At 64.5% G+C, this 17,741-nt stretch carries 15 protein-coding genes; 4 read left to right on the plus strand and 11 right to left on the minus strand.

The window, feature by feature from the left end; translation table 11 throughout:
• The first annotated feature begins 134 nt into the window (after positions 1-134).
• Positions 135-1,307, plus strand: a complete 1,173-nt coding sequence (locus V7E26_RS03540) for a M20 aminoacylase family protein (protein WP_324413536.1) — start codon at positions 135-137, stop codon at positions 1,305-1,307.
• A 356-nt stretch (positions 1,308-1,663) separates the two neighbouring features.
• Here the strand turns inward: V7E26_RS03540 and V7E26_RS03545 are convergent, their stop codons facing one another.
• Complete coding sequence (locus tag V7E26_RS03545) at positions 1,664-3,127, minus strand: UdgX family uracil-DNA binding protein (protein WP_324413538.1); 1,464 nt, start codon at positions 3,125-3,127, stop codon at positions 1,664-1,666.
• Between the two features lie 11 nt (positions 3,128-3,138).
• Positions 3,139-4,377 (minus strand): putative DNA modification/repair radical SAM protein, encoded by a 1,239-nt coding sequence (locus tag V7E26_RS03550; RefSeq protein WP_324413540.1) that lies wholly within the window; start codon positions 4,375-4,377, stop codon positions 3,139-3,141.
• Between the two features lie 163 nt (positions 4,378-4,540).
• Between V7E26_RS03550 and V7E26_RS03555 the strand changes: the two genes are divergently transcribed.
• Genes V7E26_RS03555 through V7E26_RS03565 form a run of 3 tightly spaced genes read left to right on the plus strand, consistent with a single transcriptional unit; the run spans position 4,541 to position 10,426 of the window.
• Complete coding sequence (locus V7E26_RS03555; protein ID WP_324413542.1) at positions 4,541-5,332, plus strand: ImuA family protein; 792 nt, start codon at positions 4,541-4,543, stop codon at positions 5,330-5,332.
• On the plus strand, positions 5,223-6,947 hold the full coding sequence (locus tag V7E26_RS03560) for a Y-family DNA polymerase (protein ID WP_442893348.1): 1,725 nt from the start codon (positions 5,223-5,225) through the stop codon (positions 6,945-6,947). Before V7E26_RS03555 ends, V7E26_RS03560 begins: the two co-directional genes overlap by 110 nt.
• Complete coding sequence (locus tag V7E26_RS03565) at positions 6,944-10,426, plus strand: error-prone DNA polymerase (RefSeq protein ID WP_324413545.1); 3,483 nt, start codon at positions 6,944-6,946, stop codon at positions 10,424-10,426. The genes V7E26_RS03560 and V7E26_RS03565 overlap by 4 nt, the downstream gene beginning before the upstream one ends.
• A 19-nt stretch (positions 10,427-10,445) precedes the next feature.
• On the opposite strand, the gene V7E26_RS03570 is transcribed toward V7E26_RS03565, so the two are convergent.
• From V7E26_RS03570 to V7E26_RS03610, 9 genes are all read right to left on the minus strand, one after another.
• A complete protein-coding gene (locus V7E26_RS03570; protein ID WP_324413547.1) occupies positions 10,446-11,495 on the minus strand; it encodes an HlyD family secretion protein in 1,050 nt (349 codons plus the stop codon).
• A 29-nt stretch (positions 11,496-11,524) separates the two neighbouring features.
• The gene (locus V7E26_RS03575; protein ID WP_324413550.1) at positions 11,525-12,223 is read right to left on the minus strand and encodes an ABC transporter ATP-binding protein; all 699 of its coding nucleotides are present in this window, start codon (positions 12,221-12,223) and stop codon (positions 11,525-11,527) included.
• The gene (locus V7E26_RS03580) at positions 12,220-13,353 is read right to left on the minus strand and encodes an ABC transporter permease (protein ID WP_324413552.1); all 1,134 of its coding nucleotides are present in this window, start codon (positions 13,351-13,353) and stop codon (positions 12,220-12,222) included. The genes V7E26_RS03575 and V7E26_RS03580 overlap by 4 nt, the downstream gene beginning before the upstream one ends.
• Positions 13,354-13,395: 42 nt before the next feature.
• Positions 13,396-14,616, minus strand: coding sequence for an acyltransferase family protein (locus V7E26_RS03585; RefSeq protein WP_324413553.1), 1,221 nt, complete (start codon positions 14,614-14,616; stop codon positions 13,396-13,398).
• Positions 14,617-14,755: 139 nt separating this feature from the next.
• A complete protein-coding gene (locus V7E26_RS03590; protein WP_324413555.1) occupies positions 14,756-15,187 on the minus strand; it encodes an MgtC/SapB family protein in 432 nt (143 codons plus the stop codon).
• 90 nt (positions 15,188-15,277) lie between these two features.
• The gene (locus V7E26_RS03595; RefSeq protein WP_324413557.1) at positions 15,278-16,195 is read right to left on the minus strand and encodes a hypothetical protein; all 918 of its coding nucleotides are present in this window, start codon (positions 16,193-16,195) and stop codon (positions 15,278-15,280) included.
• Positions 16,196-16,346: 151 nt separating this feature from the next.
• Entirely contained in the window at positions 16,347-16,628 is a 282-nt protein-coding gene (locus tag V7E26_RS03600; RefSeq protein WP_324413559.1) for a PilZ domain-containing protein, read from the minus strand.
• Between the two features lie 164 nt (positions 16,629-16,792).
• On the minus strand, positions 16,793-17,563 hold the full coding sequence (locus tag V7E26_RS03605) for an SDR family NAD(P)-dependent oxidoreductase (RefSeq protein ID WP_324413560.1): 771 nt from the start codon (positions 17,561-17,563) through the stop codon (positions 16,793-16,795).
• The coding region (locus V7E26_RS03610) for a hypothetical protein (protein ID WP_324413562.1) at positions 17,548-17,741 on the minus strand (194 nt) is incomplete at its 5' end. The genes V7E26_RS03610 and V7E26_RS03605, both read right to left, overlap by 16 nt.

Consider the following 17,741-nt stretch of genomic DNA (forward strand, 5'->3'; position numbering starts at 1 on the left):
CCGCCGCTCGGGAGGTGACCCCCCGGTCGGGCAATCTCCCGGATGGATGGGAGTGTGAAGCAGCGTATTGGGCGGACCGCCGCTTGCATGCTAGACAGGCTCCAGCATTCCAAACCTGAGGCTCAAGAAAACCCATGCCCATCGTCAACCGCGTCGCCGATCTGCAACCCGATATTCAGGCCTGGCGTCGCGATATTCATGAAAACCCCGAACTGCTCTACGATGTCCACCGCACTGCAGCATTCGTGGCGGACCGCCTGCGGGAGTTCGGCTGCGACGAGGTGGCCACCGGCCTTGGCAAGACCGGCGTCGTCGGCGTCATCAAGGGCAAGCAGCCCGGCAAGGGCGAGATCAACGTGATCGGGCTCCGCGCCGACATGGATGCGCTGCCGATCCAGGAAGAAACCAACGCGCCGCACGCCTCCAAGACCCCCGGCAAGATGCACGCCTGCGGCCATGACGGCCACACCGCGATGCTTCTTGGGGCCGCGCGATATCTCGCCGAAACCAGGAATTTTGCCGGCAATGCGGTCGTGATCTTCCAGCCGGCCGAGGAGGGCGGGGCCGGCGCCGACGCCATGATCAAGGACGGTCTGATGGACCGGTTCGGCATCGAGCAGGTCTATGGCATGCACAACGGTCCGGGGATTCCGATCGGTTCCTTCGCGATCCGCTCCGGCCCGGTGATGGCCGCGACCGACTCGATCGACATCATGATCGAGGGCCTCGGCGGCCACGCCGCGCGTCCGAACAAGTGCATCGATTCCGTCCTGGTCGGCTCGCAGCTCATCACCGCGCTGCAGGGCATCGTCTCGCGGACCATCGATCCGCTGGATTCGGCCGTGATCTCGATCTGCGAGTTCCACGCCGGCAACGCGCGAAACGTCATCCCGCAGACCGCCGAACTCCGCGGCACCGTGCGGACCCTCACCCCCGAGGTCCGCGAGACGGTCGAGCGGCGGGTGCGCGAGGTCTGCGAGGGCGTCGCCAGGATGACCGGCGCCAGGATCGACCTGGTTTACGAGCGCGGCTATCCCGTCACCAAGAACCATCCCGACCAGACCGAGTTCGCCACAAGGGTGGCCAAGGATGTCGCCGGCGCGCAGAACGTCCACGAGATGCCGCCGCTGATGGGCGCGGAAGACTTCTCCTACATGCTGGAAGCGCGGCCGGGCGCGTTCATCTTCTGCGGCAACGGCGACAGCGCCGGCCTCCATCACCCCGCCTATGATTTCAACGACGAAGCGATCGTCTACGGCACCTCGTACTGGATCAAGCTGGTCGAGAACAAGCTCGCGGCGGCATGAGGTTCTTCAACTTCGATTGCACCTGAAGTTCGATGACATGTGAAAGAAGGCCCGTATCTCCAATGCGGGCCTTCGTTATTTTCTGTTGGGTTTGCACATCGCGCCGGAACGAAGCAGCGATGTAGGCTGATGCTGAGAGGCGTTTGACGGGGGAAGTGGGTCGAGCGCTGCACGGTGCCGGGGCTGAGGGGTACCGCGCAGCGCGTCGACCATATGGGAGCGTCATGGCGTGACCAGACGTCCCACATTCCCTTGAGAATGCGATTAGGTCTTATATCAATTAATGGTTGTGGATCGAATTGTCAATTTTTCCTGTTATATTTTACCAGCAATTGCGAGGAGCGGATTGGCGGGATTCAGGCCGCACGCAGTGATTTTCGCAGCACATCGGCGGCGATTTTGAGGTCCTCGACGAAGCGGCGGTATTCGCGCGCCTTCGCATCGGCATCCGGCAGTCGCAGCAGATAGGATGGATGGACCGTCACCAGTGCCCGGGTTCCATCCGCGAGATCGATCAGGTGCCCGCGATTCCTGTTGATCGGGGTGATCCTGCCCAGCACGCTTTGCGCGGCGGTGGTGCCCATCGCCACCACCAGTTCGGGTTTGATTGCGGCCAGTTCGCGTTCGTACCATTGCCTGCATGCCTTGATTTCCAGCGTATTCGGCTTCTGGTGCAGGCGGATCTTGCCGCGCGGCACGAACTTGAAGTGCTTGACCGCATTGGTGACGTAGACCTTGCGGCGGTCGATGCCGGCTTCCTCCAGCGCGCGGTCGAGCATCTGCCCCGCGGGGCCGACGAACGGTCTGCCGGCGAGGTCTTCCTTGTCGCCGGGCTGCTCGCCGACCAGCATGATCCGCGCCGTCTGCTGGCCCTCGCCGAACACGGTCTGGGTCGCCTGCTGGTAGAGATGGCAGGCGCGGCAATCGGCGGCTTCCTCGCGCAGTGCCTCAATATCGTCGGCGCGTTTGCGTGCCATGTCTTCCGCCTTGTTGGCCGGTTCCAGCCGTTTCTGTGGCTTGTGCGGTTCGGTCGCTTCATTCGCGATCATCGCGCTGGCGGTGCGTTCCGCGCTTTCGATCAGGGGCTTAATCAGGGAAGCCTCCGGCAGGTTCCGCCAGTATTTCCGCGGCATCTCCTTCTGCATGGCCTGAACCTTCAGCCGGGCCGGATTGAAGATGCTGGCGTAATAGCTTCGCCAGGTCTCCTCCAGCCGGTCGGCGGTCGGGGCTTCGCTTTTGGCGACACCTGGCGTGAACGTGACCGCGTGGCCGTCCCAATGCGCACAGACATCGGGGGTGAGGATCGACCACGGCATGTCGGCGAAGCGACGCGCGAAGAACGGGGCGGCGAGCCCGACGATGTGGTGCTCCGGCTCGAACCAGGCGACGAAGTGCGACGTGTGCTCGCGGCCGACTTCGCGGAAGCGGACAAAGGCGTGCATCTTGTGCTCGTCGCGCCGCACCGCCTTCGCCATCGTGGCGACCTCGGCCACGTCGGGATCGGTCGCGATCTCCAGCAGGTCGTGGTCGCTGCGCAGCCGCCAGAGCAGACGGTAGAGCAGGGCGAACCGTTCCGGATTGCGATGCAAGATCGCGATCTCGGCCAGTTCGACGAATCTGGCCGGGACGTTGAAGGTGGCTTGGGGTGACGGACCGTGCGGCGGTTCGAGCGACTGTTCCGTCGGCTCGAACAGTTCAGGCGCGCCGCCGGCCACGCGCCAGCTCACGTCGGATGGCCTGACATCGTTCAGCGCCAGCGCCCGCGCCGCCTCGCGCCAGCCGTCGAAATCGGTCTCGCTGTCGAGGGTGATGTGGTGCATGACGTTGCTACTCAAAACCCAAATCCCAATTGCGTTGCCTTCGGCTTGAATCGTTCCATGAGCCCCGCTCCGTCGAGCAGGCGCGGCGAGGGGCTGAAATCGCCGAGCACGATGAACGGCAGCACCTTCTTCTGCGGAATGTGCAATCGCGCCAGGTCGGCGAGGCGGATCGAGGTCAGGCGGCGCGTTGCGATGATGCGGTCGACCGCCTTGGTGCCAAAGCCCGGCACGCGCAATAGTTCCTCGCGGCTGGCGGTTGCGACATTGAGCGGGAAGCGGTCGCGATGCCGCAGCGCCCAGGCCAGCTTCGGATCGATATCGAGCGGCAGCATGCCCTTGGCCTCGTCGACGATCTCGCCGGCGTCAAAGCCGTAGAACCGCATCAGCCAGTCGGCCTGGTAGAGCCGGTGCTCGCGAACCAGCGGTGGTGCGACAAGCGGCAGCGCGCGGCTGGCATCCGGGATCGGGCTGAAGGCGGAATAATAGACGCGCTTCAGGCGGTAGGAGCCGTAGAGATTGGCGCTGGTGTCGAGGATGGTCTTGTCGTCGGCTGTGTCAGCGCCGATGATCATCTGCGTGCTCTGGCCGGCCGGCGCAAAGCGCGGCGGCTTTGCCTTCGTCGCGGTCTGGCTGTTCTCCTTGGCTTCGTCGAGCTTCAACCGCAACCGGCCCATGGTGCGGCGGATCGCGCGCACGTCCTTCTCCGGCGCGAATTTGGCGAGGCTGTTCTCCATGGGCATTTCGATGTTGATGGAGAGACGATCGGCATATCTGCCGGCTTCCGCGATCAGTGCGTCATCGGCTTCGGGAATGGTCTTCAGATGGATGTAGCCGCGGAAGTGATGCTCCTCGCGCAGCTTGCGCGCGACGCTCACCACCTGCTCCATGGTGTAATCAGCGCTGCGGATGATGCCGGAGGAGAGAAACAGGCCCTCGATATAGTTGCGGCGATAGAAGTCGATCGTCAGCTTCACGACTTCATCGACGGTGAAGCGGGCGCGCGGCACGTTCGAGGAGGTGCGGTTGACGCAATATAGGCAATCGTAATTGCAGGCGTTGGTGAGCAGCACCTTCAATAGCGAGATGCAACGTCCATCCGGCGCGTAGGAATGGCAGATGCCCATGCCGGGCGCGGTCGAACCGAGGCCCTTGCCGTCGCTGGAATCCCGTTTTTCCGTGCCGGAAGAGGCGCAGGAAGCATCGTATTTCGCGGCATCGGCCAGGATTTCCAGCTTGCGTTGCACGTCCATCATTGAATCCCTTTGATTCCACTCATGAATCACCGGAGTGACAATCCCGATTGACTCGGCGTGGCCTGTTAGCTTTATATTAGAACATATCATGAACAAATGAGCTAGCCGCGGGTTCACTCGGGAAGAAGCGGCAAGGCCCAATTTCCTGAAGGAGCGGCGGATGAGCACCGCACGCACGAACACGCTTGCGACGTTGCGCGGAAGCATCGAGCGCCTGGAGCAGGGCGCGGCGCATGACCTCAACAAGGTTGCGCTCGGCCATGCGGCCGCGGATTCTGTGTTGCAGGGCGGGCTTGCGCGCTCGGCGGTCCATGAAGTGTTCGCCGAGGGCCACCAGAGCGCGACGGCAACGGGCTTCATCGCAGGGCTCGCGGGACGGGTATCGCCGCGCCGGCCGCTGGTCTGGGTGCGGCAGGATTTTTCGGAAATCGAAGCCGGCGCGCTGTCGATGCGCGGGCTACGCGAACTCGGCCTCGATCCGCGGCTGCTCGTCACCGTGCGCGCCACCGATACCGACGCCGCGCTGCGCACGGCGGCCGACGCGCTGGCCTGCGATGCGCTCGGCGCCGTCGTGCTGGAAGTCTGGGGCGAGGCGCGCCAGCTCGACCTCGTCGCCAGCCGCAAGCTCACGCTCGCCGCCCAGGCCTCCGGCGTCACCGCCTTGCTGCTGCGGGTGGCGGCGGAGCCGCGGCCCTCGACGGCGGAAACCAGATGGATTGTGCGCGCGGCGCATTCGCCGCCGTCGGATCAGTGGAATGCCTGGGGTGCGCCGGTGTTCGACGCGCAACTCGTTCGTAACCGTCATGGCCCGGTCGGCCGCTGGATCATGGAATGGAAATGCGATGGGTGTCACTTCAACGAACCGGCGGCGTATTCTCAGCCTGTGGCTGCCACGCCTGCCCGTCGACCGCATCAAGCGGCGGCTCATGGCGCTTTCAGACGAAGCGCGTGAGCAGAATTCTCTCGATACGGCCGCTGTGCTCCCTCTCCCGCTCGCGGGGGAGGGGCGGGGTGGGGGTCTCACTGCGAGTCCTGCTGTTCGTGTGGAGAGAGCTTCCCCCACCCGCATCGCATCTTTCGATGCCTATCCCACCGTCGTCGTCATCAGGCAGCACAACGCCATCCTGATTCATTCCCTCGACGAGGCAGCCGTCCGCGCCGGCCTTTCGATCGGCCTGCCGCTCGCCAACGCCCGCGCGATCTGCCCCGAACTGACGGTGTACGACGCCGACGAGGTCGCCGACCGCAAGACGCTCGAGGACATCGCCGACTGGTGCGACCGCTTCACGCCATCGGTGGCGCTCGATCCGCCGCATGGGCTCTATCTCGACATCACCGGCTGCGCCCATCTGTTCGGCGGCGAGCGGGCGCTGCTGCAGATCGTCGTCGGCGCGCTGAGCCGTCGCGGCTTTGCCGTCAGCGCCGCGATCGCGGCTACCGCGGTCTGCGCCCGCACGCTGACGCGGCACGCTTGCGGAAAGATCGTCGCCGATGGCGAGGAGGCGGAAGCGACAGCTCCCTTGCCGGTCACGGCGCTTGGCACCGAGGACGCCATCACCGCCGGCCTGCGCCGCGCCGGGCTCAAGACCATCGGCGATGTCGCCTCGCGCGCACCGCATGAAATCACCGCGCGGTTCGGCGCGTCCTTTACGGCATTGCTGCAGCAGGCGCTGGGGCAGGGCGACGGGCCGATCAGCCCACGAAAGCCGCTGCCGGATTACATCGTCGAGAAACGCTTTCCCGATCCCATCGCCACCGACACCGTGATCGCGATGAACCTCTCGGCGCTCGCTGCCATGTTGGTCACGGCGATGGACAGACAGGGCAAGGGCGCGCGCAAGCTGGAAGCGAGATTTTTCCGCACCGACGGCGCGGTGCGGACGATATCGGTCGAAACCGGACGCCCGGTAACCAAGCCGGAGATGATCGACCGCCTGTTCCGCGAGCGGCTCGAGGCGCTCAACGATCCGCTCGATCCCGGCTTCGGCTTCGATCTGATCAGGCTTTCCGCCAGCCGCACCGAAATCGTGGTGCAGCAGCAGCGCGACCTCGACGCCAACATCCATGACAATGACGAATTATCAGCGCTGATCGACCGCATCGCCGCGCGGATCGGCGGCAAGCGCGTCGTCGTGCATCTGCCCGAGGATACCCACATCCCTGAACGCACGGTGCGGGCTGTCGCCGCACAGCATCATCTGGCGGCCGCCGCGCAGGCGGCCTGGCCGGAGCGCATCGAGGCCGAGCCGCCGCTGCGGCCGCTGCGGCTGTTCGACAGGCCGGAGCCGATCAAGGTGCCGTTCGCGACCGTGCCCGACGGCCCGCCGCACCAGTTCACCTGGCGGCGCGTCACGCACGCGGTGGTGCGGGTGGAAGGGCCCGAACGCATCGCGATGGAATGGTGGAAGCAGAATAGCGACGGCCCGACGCGGGATTATTTCCGCATCGAGGATGCAGCGGGTCTGCGTTTCTGGATCTTTCGCGATGGGCTCTATGAAAGCGAGCCGGCGGACGACGAAGGCGAACCCGCGCCGGTCAGATGGTTCGTGCACGGGCTGTTCGCATGAAAGGCGTCAAGCCAATACCTGACTATGCCGAGATCGGCATCACCAGCAATTTCTCGTTCCTGCGCGGCGGCTCCGATCCGCGCGCCTATGTGCATCAGGCAAGCCGGCTCGGCATTTCCGCGATCGGCATCGCCGACCACAACACGCTGGCCGGCGTGGTGCGCGCCTACAAGGAGCTCGACAATCCAGAGGTCACCCATAAACCCAAATTGCTGATCGGCGCGCGGATCGTCTTCATCGACGGCACGCCCGACATCCTGGTCTATCCGCGCGACCGCGCCGCCTATGGCCGGCTCTGCCAGCTATTGACCCGCGGCAAGCGCGGCAACGACATCACGCGGATCGAGAAGGGCGAATGCCATCTGCGGTTCGATGACCTCATCGACTTTGCCGAGGGCCAGCTTCTGGTGCTGGCGCTGCCGCATCGTTTTGACGCTGACAGCGTGCAAGAAATTCTGCAACGCCTGAAGGAAAGCCGCGCCGACGGCGTCTGGCTTGCCGCCAGCCTGCTGTATCGCGGCGACGACCGGCGCCGCCTCGCGCAACTTCATCATATCGCGCTTGCGGCAAAAGTGCCGCTGCTCGCCACCAACGAGGTGCTGTACCACCATCCCGCCCGCCGCCGGCTGCAGGACGTGCTGACCTGCATCCGCGAGAAGACCACGATCGATGCCATCGGCCGCCGGCTCGAGGCCAATGCCGAGCGTCATTTGAAGCCGGCCCATGAAATGGCGCGGCTGTTTCGCGATCTGCCCGAGGCTATCGCGGAAACCATGCGCTTTGCCGGGCGCATCTCGTTTTCGCTGGACCAGCTCAAATACCAGTATCCGGACGAGCCGGTGCCGCCGGGCAAGACCGCGCAGCAGCATCTCGAAGACCTCACCTGGGCCGGGGTCGACACCTATTTCGGCGGGGTGATCGACGACACCCTGCGCGCCACCCTGCGCAAGGAACTCGATCTGATCGCCGAATTGAAATACGCGCATTATTTCCTGACCGTGCACGACATCGTGCAGTATGCGCGCAGCCAGAACATCCTCTGCCAGGGCAGAGGATCGGCGGCGAATTCGGCCGTGTGCTACGTGCTCGGCGTCACCTCGGTCGACCCGACCAAGGTCGATCTGCTGTTCGAGCGCTTCATCTCCAAGGAACGGCTGGAGCCGCCCGACATCGACGTCGATTTCGAGCATTCGCGGCGCGAGGAGGTGATGCAATATGTCTACCGCCGCTACGGCCGCCACCGCGCTGCGATCATTGCGACCGTCATCCATTATCGGCCGCGCAGCGCGATCCGCGACGTCGGCAAGGCGCTCGGGCTGACCGAGGACGTCACCGCCGCGCTGGCCGACACGGTGTGGGGAAGCTGGGGCAAGGGCCTCAACGAGATGCAGGTCCGCCAGGCCGGGCTCGATCCGCAGAATGCGATGGTCGAGCTTGCCGTCGAACTCGCGACCGAGTTGATCGAGTTCCCCCGCCATCTGTCGCAGCATGTCGGCGGCTATGTGCTGACGCAGGACCGGCTCGACACCTATGTGCCGATCGGCAATGCCGCGATGGACGACCGCACCTTCATCGAATGGGACAAGGACGACGTCGACGCGCTGCACATGATGAAGGTCGACGTGCTGGCGCTGGGCATGCTGACCTGCATCCGCAAATGCTTCGATCTGATCGCCGGCCACAAGGGCGAGCGCTGGGAGCTTGCCACCGTCCCGCAGGACGAGAAGCCGGTCTACGACATGCTGTGCCGCGGCGAATCGCTCGGCGTGTTCCAGGTCGAAAGCCGCGCGCAGATGAACATGCTGCCGCGGTTGAGGCCCAAGACGTTTTACGATCTCGTCATCGAGGTCGCGATCGTCCGTCCCGGTCCGATCCAGGGCGACATGGTGCATCCCTATCTGCGGCGGCGGAACGGCAAGGAAAAAGTCAGCTACCCGTCGCCGGCGCCCGGGCAAGGTCCGGCGGATGAATTGTACCGCGTGCTGCACAAGACGCTCGGCGTGCCGCTGTTCCAGGAGCAGGCGATGCGGATCGCGATCGAGGCGGCGAAATTCACCTCCGAGGAAGCCAACGGGCTGCGTCGCGCGATGGCGACCTTCCGCAATGTCGGCACCATCGGCAAGTTCGAAGACAAGATGATCGGCAACATGATCGCGCGCGGCTACGATGGCGAATTCGCCAAGAGCTGCTTCGACCAGATCAAGGGGTTTGGCTCCTACGGCTTTCCGGAAAGCCACGCCGCGAGCTTCGCCCAGCTCGTCTATATCTCGTCATGGCTGAAGCATTATCACCCCGACGCCTTCTGCTGCGGCCTGCTCAACTCGCAGCCGATGGGCTTTTACGCCCCCGCGCAGATCGTCGGCGACGCCCGCACCAACGGCGTCGAGGTGCGCGAAATCGATGTGTCCTACAGCTTTGCGCAGAACACGCTGGAAGAGGGGGAGGGCAAATACCACGCGGTGCGGCTCGGCTTCCGCCAGATCGACGGCTTTCACTGGCTCGATGAGGATGAGGAGCGGTTGAAGCGAATGCAGTCGTCGTTCCGGGGTTTTTCATCGTCGTTCCGGGGCGTCGCGATAGCGACGAACCCGGAACCTCGAGATTCTCAGATGTGCAATAGCACATCGGAGTTCGATGCTGTCGCATCGCCCCGGAATGACGGCGGGTTGGACTGGGCCGACCGCATCGTCGCCGTGCGAAAACGCCGGCCCTTCACCTCGCTGGAGGAATTCGCCCGCGACACCGGTCTGCCGAAGCGCGCACTGATCCTGCTGGCGGATGCCGATGCCTTCCGCTCGATCGGGCTCGATCGCCGCGCCGCGCTCTGGGCGGTGCGGCGGCTGCCCGACGACGTGCCGCTGCCGCTGTTCCAGGCCGCGGTCGCCCGCGAGCAGCCCGACGAGAACACCAGGCCGCTGCCTGAGATGCCGCTGCCGGAGCAGGTGGTCGCCGACTACCAGACGGTCCGCCTGTCGCTGAAGGGCCATCCGATGGAATTCCTGCGCGGGATGTTCGCGAGGGAGCGCGTCGTCGCCTGCAAGAACGTCAACCACAGGAACGACCGGCGCCACGTCAGTTGCGCCGGCGTGGTGCTGGTGCGCCAGCGCCCGGGCAGCGCCAAGGGCGTCGTCTTCATGACGCTGGAGGACGAGACCGGCATCGCCAACATCGTGGTGTGGCCCAAGGTGATGGAGCAGTACCGCAAGGAGGTGATGGGCGCCCGCCTGATCCTGGTCGAGGGCTATATCCAGAGCAGCCCCGAACAGGTGACGCATCTGGTGGCGCAGCGGATGGTCGACCGCTCCCACGATCTGATCGGCCTCGCCAACGACGCGCTTCGCAAGCACCCGGTGCCGGCGGGCCCGGCGCTGATCGAGCCGCTCAACGACGACCGCCGCGACCATGCCGATACGCCGGCGCAAAAAATCCGCCATCCGCGTGACGTCCGCATCCTGCCGCCGTCACGCGATTTTCACTAAGCCTGCAAGTTGACCACCTTCACGGCGCGGCGACCTTGTCAGGGCGGAAATAGACATCGGCCTTCATTCCGATCGTGAGCTCGTCCGATGCCTTCAATTCGACCACAACGCGGACGACATCCACGTCGGTCTGATTGCGCGCTCCGGGCGGGTCGAGGCGGCCGGGCTCGATCAGCGGCGCAACCGACGAGACGCTTCCTTCGAACTCGCGGCCGGGAAATGCCGCCGTCCGCACGATGACCGCCTGGCCAACCTTGACTGCCCCGATGTCGCGCTCGTCCAGCTCCGCGCGCACGCACATCCTGGAGAGATCGGCAAGTTGCAGCGGCGCCTGCGGCGAGCCGGGCGACACCGCCTCGCCCTCCCGCACATTGACCTGGAGCACGGTACCGTCGGTCGGCGCGCGCACCGTCATCTTGTCGAGAGCGGCGTGTGCCACGGCGTATTCCGCCCGCGCAATGCTGAGCTGGCCCTCCAGCGAGGTAGGCAGGGCGTCGTCATCGATGGTGCGAAGCTCGCCCTGCCGCGTTGACAGCTCATTCTGGGCGCGCGTCAATGCCAGCCGGGCGGCGGTCAGGTCCGCCTCCGATCCCCCTTTGGTTCGAAGCCTCGCAGCAGCCCGATCGACGGCGGATCGCGCGTCAAACAGCGTGCGTTCGGCGTCGGCTGCGGCATCCTGGGCCTTGCGGCGCGTCTTTGCGCTGCCGCTCACAGACCTTTCATCCCGCGCACGCTCGCGCATGGCGGCCTGGGTCTCCGCCGCCGCCAGCCGGGCGCGAAGCTCGTCATCGGCCAGCAGGATCAGGGCTTCGCCGGCAAACACCTTGTCATTGGCCTTCACCAGCACCTTTTGCACCACCCCGACCACTGCCGCCGAGACCTTGATCTGGCCCGAGCAGGCTTCAACGCGCCCGGGCGCAACGGCTTGCCAGCGCTTTTCCTGCGGCGCGTCGGCCGAGGAGCCCCACATCGTCAGATTGACGGGGCCAATTGCCGGGATTGCAGCCAGCACCCCGCCGGCTGCGATCAGGGCCAATATGGCGGCCACGGCTATCTGGCGCTTAGACATGAACAAGGGTCCCTCAGCCTTTCACACATTCACTGCAGTTTGCCGGCCTGCTCATCGATGATCCGTCCATCCTCGATATGAACGACGCGGTCCGCGAATGGCAACAGACGCGGGTCATGCGTCACGATCAGCACGGCGTGTTCGCGTTCCCTGGCGACTTCGGCAAGCAGTTTCATGATCGCCTGGCCGTTCTCGCCATCGAGGGCGGCGGTAGGTTCGTCGGCCAGAATGATGGACGGATTTCCGACAATGGCGCGCGCGATCGCGACGCGCTGTTGTTCGCCGCCGCTGAGTTCACGCGGATACGCCTTTGTCTTGTGGGCCAGGCCGACCTTGGCCAGTGCCTCGCGCGACCTGGCGCGCGCCGCCCTCGAAGGCTCGCCGCGCACGTCGAGCGCCAGCCTCACATTGTCGACGGCGGACAAGGTCGGAAACAGATGAAACGACTGGAAGATGAAACCGACATGCTCGCGCCTGAGACGCGCCAGGTCCTCGGGGCCGGCATCCGCGATCGAGCTCTGACGGATACGAACCGTTCCTGCCGTCGGCGTCAACATGCAGCCGAGGATCGACAACAGCGTGGTCTTGCCGCTCCCGGAAGGTCCCATGAGCAGGGTCAGCTCACCGCCCCTGAGCGCCAGGCTGACGCCCTTGAGCGCCGCCACCTTTGCAGCCCCGCTGCCAAGGTCCTTCGCTACATTCACCGCCTCGAGCAATGGTTCGGTCATCGCGTGAACACCATGGCGGGGTCGATGCGCGTGACCTGAACGATCGCTGCGATGGATGATCCGATGCACATGATGATCGTCAGCAAGAACAGGCCGCCGACCAGCGCGGGCGTGACGACGATCGGCAACGCGGTCGTCGCCGTCAATTGCACGACAAGGCCGCTGATGAGCGCCGCGAAGGCGAAGCCTATCACGGCGCTGAGCAGCGCCTGCCAGACGATCACGTTGTAGATATAGCGTCGCGAAGAGCCCATGGCGCGCAGGGTGGCAAATTCGTTCAGGTGCTCTTTGGTGCTGGCATAGAGCGTCTGGGCGACGACGACGGTGCCGACGATCACGCCGAGCAGGGCGCCCGCGAACAGAGCGGCGCCGGCGCCGGTGCTGAATAGCCAGAAGGTGCGGCTGCGTTCACGAAACTCGGCCGGCGTAAGGACCTCGACGTCAGTGATGTCAGATGTCAATTGACGGCGAACCTGATCGAGATTGGCATCGCCGCTCAGACGAATGAGAAGATATGTGGCCTTGCCGGACGGAACTCCCGTGTGCGTCCGCGCCCGGTCGACGTCCATGAAGACGAACGGGGTAGTGGTGAATGAGCGGATGCCGTCGGTCACCGCCGCCACGCGTACCGGCTGCTGACGGATTTCGGCGGTCGCCCCCAGCCCGGAGATTCCAAGACGATCGAAATAGCTTCGGTCGACCGCGATGGCTTTCGGGCTCGACAGTGCCTCGACCTGGCCGTCCACCAGGTTCCACGGCTGCAGCCCGCCCGCGCGCAGATCCGAGCCCACGACGAAAACCGGAGTCATCGCGCCGCCGGGCATTCGCCAATCCGCAAATCCGATCACCAGCGGGATGGCCTCCGCCACGCCGTTGATTGCAAGCGCGCGATAGCGCTCACGCGTGTTCAGCAACGACGGATCCTCGAAGCACTTCGTTCCGCGCGGCATGACCCAGAGATCGGCGGACGCATGGTCGATCATCGTCGTCACCATGCGCCCAAAGCCGAAATAGAGACCCATCTGCACCGTCACCAGAACGATGGAAAACACGATCCCGATCACAGTTGCAATGAAACGCAGCCGGTCATGAAACAGATTTCGGAACGCGAGGGTGAAAACCAATGGCATGCTATTGGGGCTCGATCCTTGTGTGCAATGCCGGTTCGGTCTTCATGCGCCGCGCACGCCCTGCATGGTCTGGCCCGGTCGCAGGGCCGGCAGCGCTCCGCCGATTGCTGTGGCAATGCACCAGCTCGCGATCAGCGTCCCGCAGAATACGATCACGGCCTTGCCGATTGCAAACAAGCCGACGGCGAGCAGCGCGTACTGCAACCAGACGGCAAAGACGTAGTGAATCAGGTAGATGCGGTAGGCGTTGGTCGAGAGACTGTCGAACGCCCTCGAGCGCCAATGCGCAAGGCGCAGGCAGATCGCCAGCGAGCAGAGGCAGCTCGTCGCGCAGGCGACCGCGAAACCTGCGCCGGCCGCCAGTTTCGCGGCGAGCGGAGCATCGCTCCAGTCCGGTAGTGTCGCCGAAGTCGCCGCGGCCCAAAACAGAAAGCCGGCGAAAGCTGCGGCGAGCCACGCCATCCAGCGCCGCGCCAGCATCCCGTCGCAGCGGAGCAGGCCGCGATCAAGGCCATAGGTCCCGACCGCCATGCCGGCGAGGAAATAGACGAGATAGTGTAGCGGCCGGCTGGGCTGAAACGCCATCGGGCCGATATTCGTCCACGCGAAGGGTGAATAGACCAGCATCAGGGGAATGTAGGCGACCGCGGAGATCATCGCCAAACCGACGACGAACCGCACCGGATTGTCGCCTGCGAGCGCCACCAATCGAACGACACTGCGATCCCATCGCGGCATGAACCGGTCGGCGGCGGCTGCGAGAATATTGAAGACCAACAACTGGCTCAGGAACCATTGCGGTCCGCACGGCCAGAACGGCAATGCGAGCCAGCTTTGCCAGTAGGCGCCGAGGCCGGGATCGACCGCGGTCGTGCGATAGGCGGCGTAGTAGGCGAGTGGCGCCAGGAAAATGATCGCCAGCGCCATCGGCAAGCCAATTCGCAGCAGGCGGTCGGACAGGAACTTCCGGCTTCCCTTGCCGGCAAGGCTCGATGGCACGAACAGGCCGGAAAGAAAGAACATCAGGCTCATCAGGCCGATATCCTGCCAGGCGCAGAACAGGTCGAAACCGAACCATCGCTGGCTGTCGATGATCGGAAATGCCAGCCAGAGATAAGGGGCGTGGTCGAACGGATACGGCGTGGGCGGCAGGAAGGCGAGGTACGGGAGCACCGAATGGAAGGCCAGCACGATCAGGATCACAACCGCCCGAAGATTGACAAGGCCAAGGGTTGAACTGCTCGCAACGCTTGGCATGCTCATTCGTGAGGTCTCGCGCCGATTGCAGGGATATGCACCAGGGAGTGCCGAGGTTCCATCTTGGGAAACTCGTCCTTGATCATTTCGCCCGCAATTCGCCGTCAAGGTGACGATTTGGTGGCGCGCCCTGGCGCCTTCCGGATCATTCGGGCTTGAGATCGTCTTCTTCCTTCACCAGCGTGAGCAACCGCAGCGTCAGGAAGGTGAATACCGTGATGGTCACCGCGACATCGTAGCTGCCGAGTCCGACGGAGACGCCGATCGCGCCGGTGGCCCACAGGCTGGCGGCCGTCGCCGTGCCCTGTACCGTCGTGCCCTGCTTGAGGATCGCGCCGCCGCCGATGAAGCCGATGCCGGTGATCAGGCCCTCGATCACCTTGGCCATGCCGTCGGGGGAATGCACCAGCAGGTTTTCGCTGGCCTGCACGAAGCCGCAGCTTGCCAGCGCGACCAGCGGAAACGTGCGCAGGCCCGCGCTGCGCGCCCGCTTCTCGCGGTCCCAACCGATCGGAATCGCGAGCGCGAAGGCCGACGCCAGTGCGACAAAATGAACGCCTATCTGAAACCGGTCCAAAACCCGTCCTTCTGAAACGAAACGCCGCTACCTCATCAAGAGCAGCGTGTAACGCGGCAATGCCGCGTAAGGTTTCAGGACAGGTTGTCGCTACCGGGTGCTGTCGGCGACGGACGCGCTCGACATCACGCTCGTGATCGCTGCCGTGGTCCGGTAGTGTGGCAGCCGATGCTCGAGCGAATAGAACACGCACAGTGCAAGGCTCGACCAGACCGCCAGGCTGAAATAGAGCGCCATCCAGGTCATCTCTTCCTTCCACTCGGCGTGATCGTGCGTCACGACCCAGCGCGTCATGACGTCGCGCAGGCCCTCGCGCGGCGTCAGGCGCTTGTCGCCGTCGGCGTCTCCGGTCCGCCAGCGCTTGACGTACATCGGGACGTCGATCGTCATCAGAAACGCCAGAAAGCCCGCAATGCCCGCGATGGCGACGATGAGGCCCGCGCGAACCACACCGTTGAACTCCGGAAGCAGGCGGCAAAGGCCGACACCGATGATGAAGAAGGCAACCGCCCACAGCGAATTTTCCAGAGCATTGCCGAGATAGTTTCGGGTGAGCACCGCATACCACGACAGGCATTCCGCGATCAGGATCAGCGGGACGATCACCCAGGCCGCATTCACGGCCGTTTCCGCTGACGTCATCGTGCCGAGGTGATGCAGGATGACAGCCCATTGCGCCACGAAGCAGATCTCGGCGACGGTCGCGACCGAGCGGCCGACCACGACGCTCGACAGCCAGGTGTCGACCAGGCAGATCCGCTGCACATCGGCGCGCGGCAGGAAGGATCGGAAGGCGCAGCCGAATACATAGGCCGCGCAGAACAGCAGCATGGCTCCGATGCCGGACGTGCTGCTTGTCATGCCGTACGGCTGAACGGGAAGTTCGCGATACAGCACGAACCAGGCGGCGATGTTGATGCTGCTCACGACGGTCAACAGGCACCACCACCGGGCCACGGGATTCGACCATGCCAGGGACCCTGACCGCGCCTGCCATTCCAAGCTCATTCACCGCTCCGCTGTAACTGAACTGACATCTGACTGTAATAATACAGTCATACGTCAAGGCCAATCACGGAGTCGGGCGGCCGGCAATTATGACAGTGGCCGATTGTGACAGTCGGCCTTCGCCGCGCCTGCGCGCCGCAGTCGTCACTTCTCAAGCCAGGAACTTCACGCCGTAGGTCTTGCCCCGGCGCCAGACCACTTCGCAGGGCTGCAGCGTCGTGTGTTCGGGCACCAGCGCCAGCTCAAAGCTGTCCCTGACATCGAACGCAGCATCGGTCACGACCTTGGCACCGCCTGGCGAGACATCGAGCACGACGCATTCGATCTTCGTCTTCCCGCTGTCGCTCGTCATCCATGTCGTCCGCTTGCGCAGCTGCCGTCGCGGCTCGCGCTGCACCTTTGTCCTTGGTTCGTCGACAATCATCCTGCCCATCCGTCGGCTTGATCGGCTTCACGCGCCGGTTGTTCAAATTAGAATGTGAGGTCGTAAGGTTCCATTAGCGCGTTACTTTCAAGTTTACGGGATTCCAGCGGTTGGCTGACGGGTCAAGAGCGGTCTCATAGGTTACGGGATTACCGTTCCGGCCGATGCGAAGGTCAGAAATTCACCCGGTTCGAGATCGCGCCGTCGACGACGAGGTTCGAGCCCGTGGTGAACGATGACGCCGGGCTCGCGAGGAACACCGCGGCGTTGGCGATTTCCTGCGGCGTTGCCATCCGCCCGGTCGGGTTGCGCGCCAGCGCATCCTGGTAGCGCTTGGGCATGTCGCGCTCGACCATGTTCCAGACGCCGCCCTTGAAATAGACCGTGCCAGGCGACACCACGTTGACGCGGATTTTCTTGGCCGCGTGCTGCCGGGCCAGCCCCTTGGCCATGTGGATCAGCGCCGCCTTGATCGGGCCGTACGAGCTCGCGACGTCAGCTTGCGCGGCCGAGATCGACGAGATGATGATGAAGGCGGCGTCCCCGGTCTTGCCGCCGCTGGCCTCGAGAAATGGCCGTGCCGCCTCGAAGGCGTTGACGGCGCCGAGCACGTCGAGCCGAAAATTCTGCTCCCAGGAGGCGGGATCGCCGCCTTGCGCCATCGCGCCGGCATTGGAGAACAGCATGTCGATGCTGCCGAGTTCTCCGGCCGCCTCCGCGATCCATGCCTTCAGCGCCGCCGCATCGGTGAGGTCGAGCGGCGCCCCGGTCGCGCGCACGCCTTTGGCCTTGAGCTCGGCAACGGCGGCCGCGACCTGCTCGGCATTGCGCGCGCAAACCGCGACGCCAGAACCTTCGCCCGCCAGCGTCTCCGCGATCGCCCGCCCGATGCCGCGCGTACCTCCCAGCACCACGGCGTTTCGTCCCTTCAGACCCAAATCCATTCTTGTTTTTCCTTGTGTTGCTTCGTGTGCATTGTAGCGGCGATGGTCGTCGAAGCGCAAACCGTTCGAAATCTCTCTCTTGTCATCTCCGCCCGCGCCTTGTCATTGCGAGGAGCGAAGCGACGAAGATTCCATGGGGAGTGGATAGCGACCAAGTCTGAGGCCAGACTGAGGTTGC

Source organism: Bradyrhizobium sp. (assembly GCF_036735945.1).
In the GTDB taxonomy this organism is placed as follows: domain Bacteria; phylum Pseudomonadota; class Alphaproteobacteria; order Rhizobiales; family Xanthobacteraceae; genus Bradyrhizobium.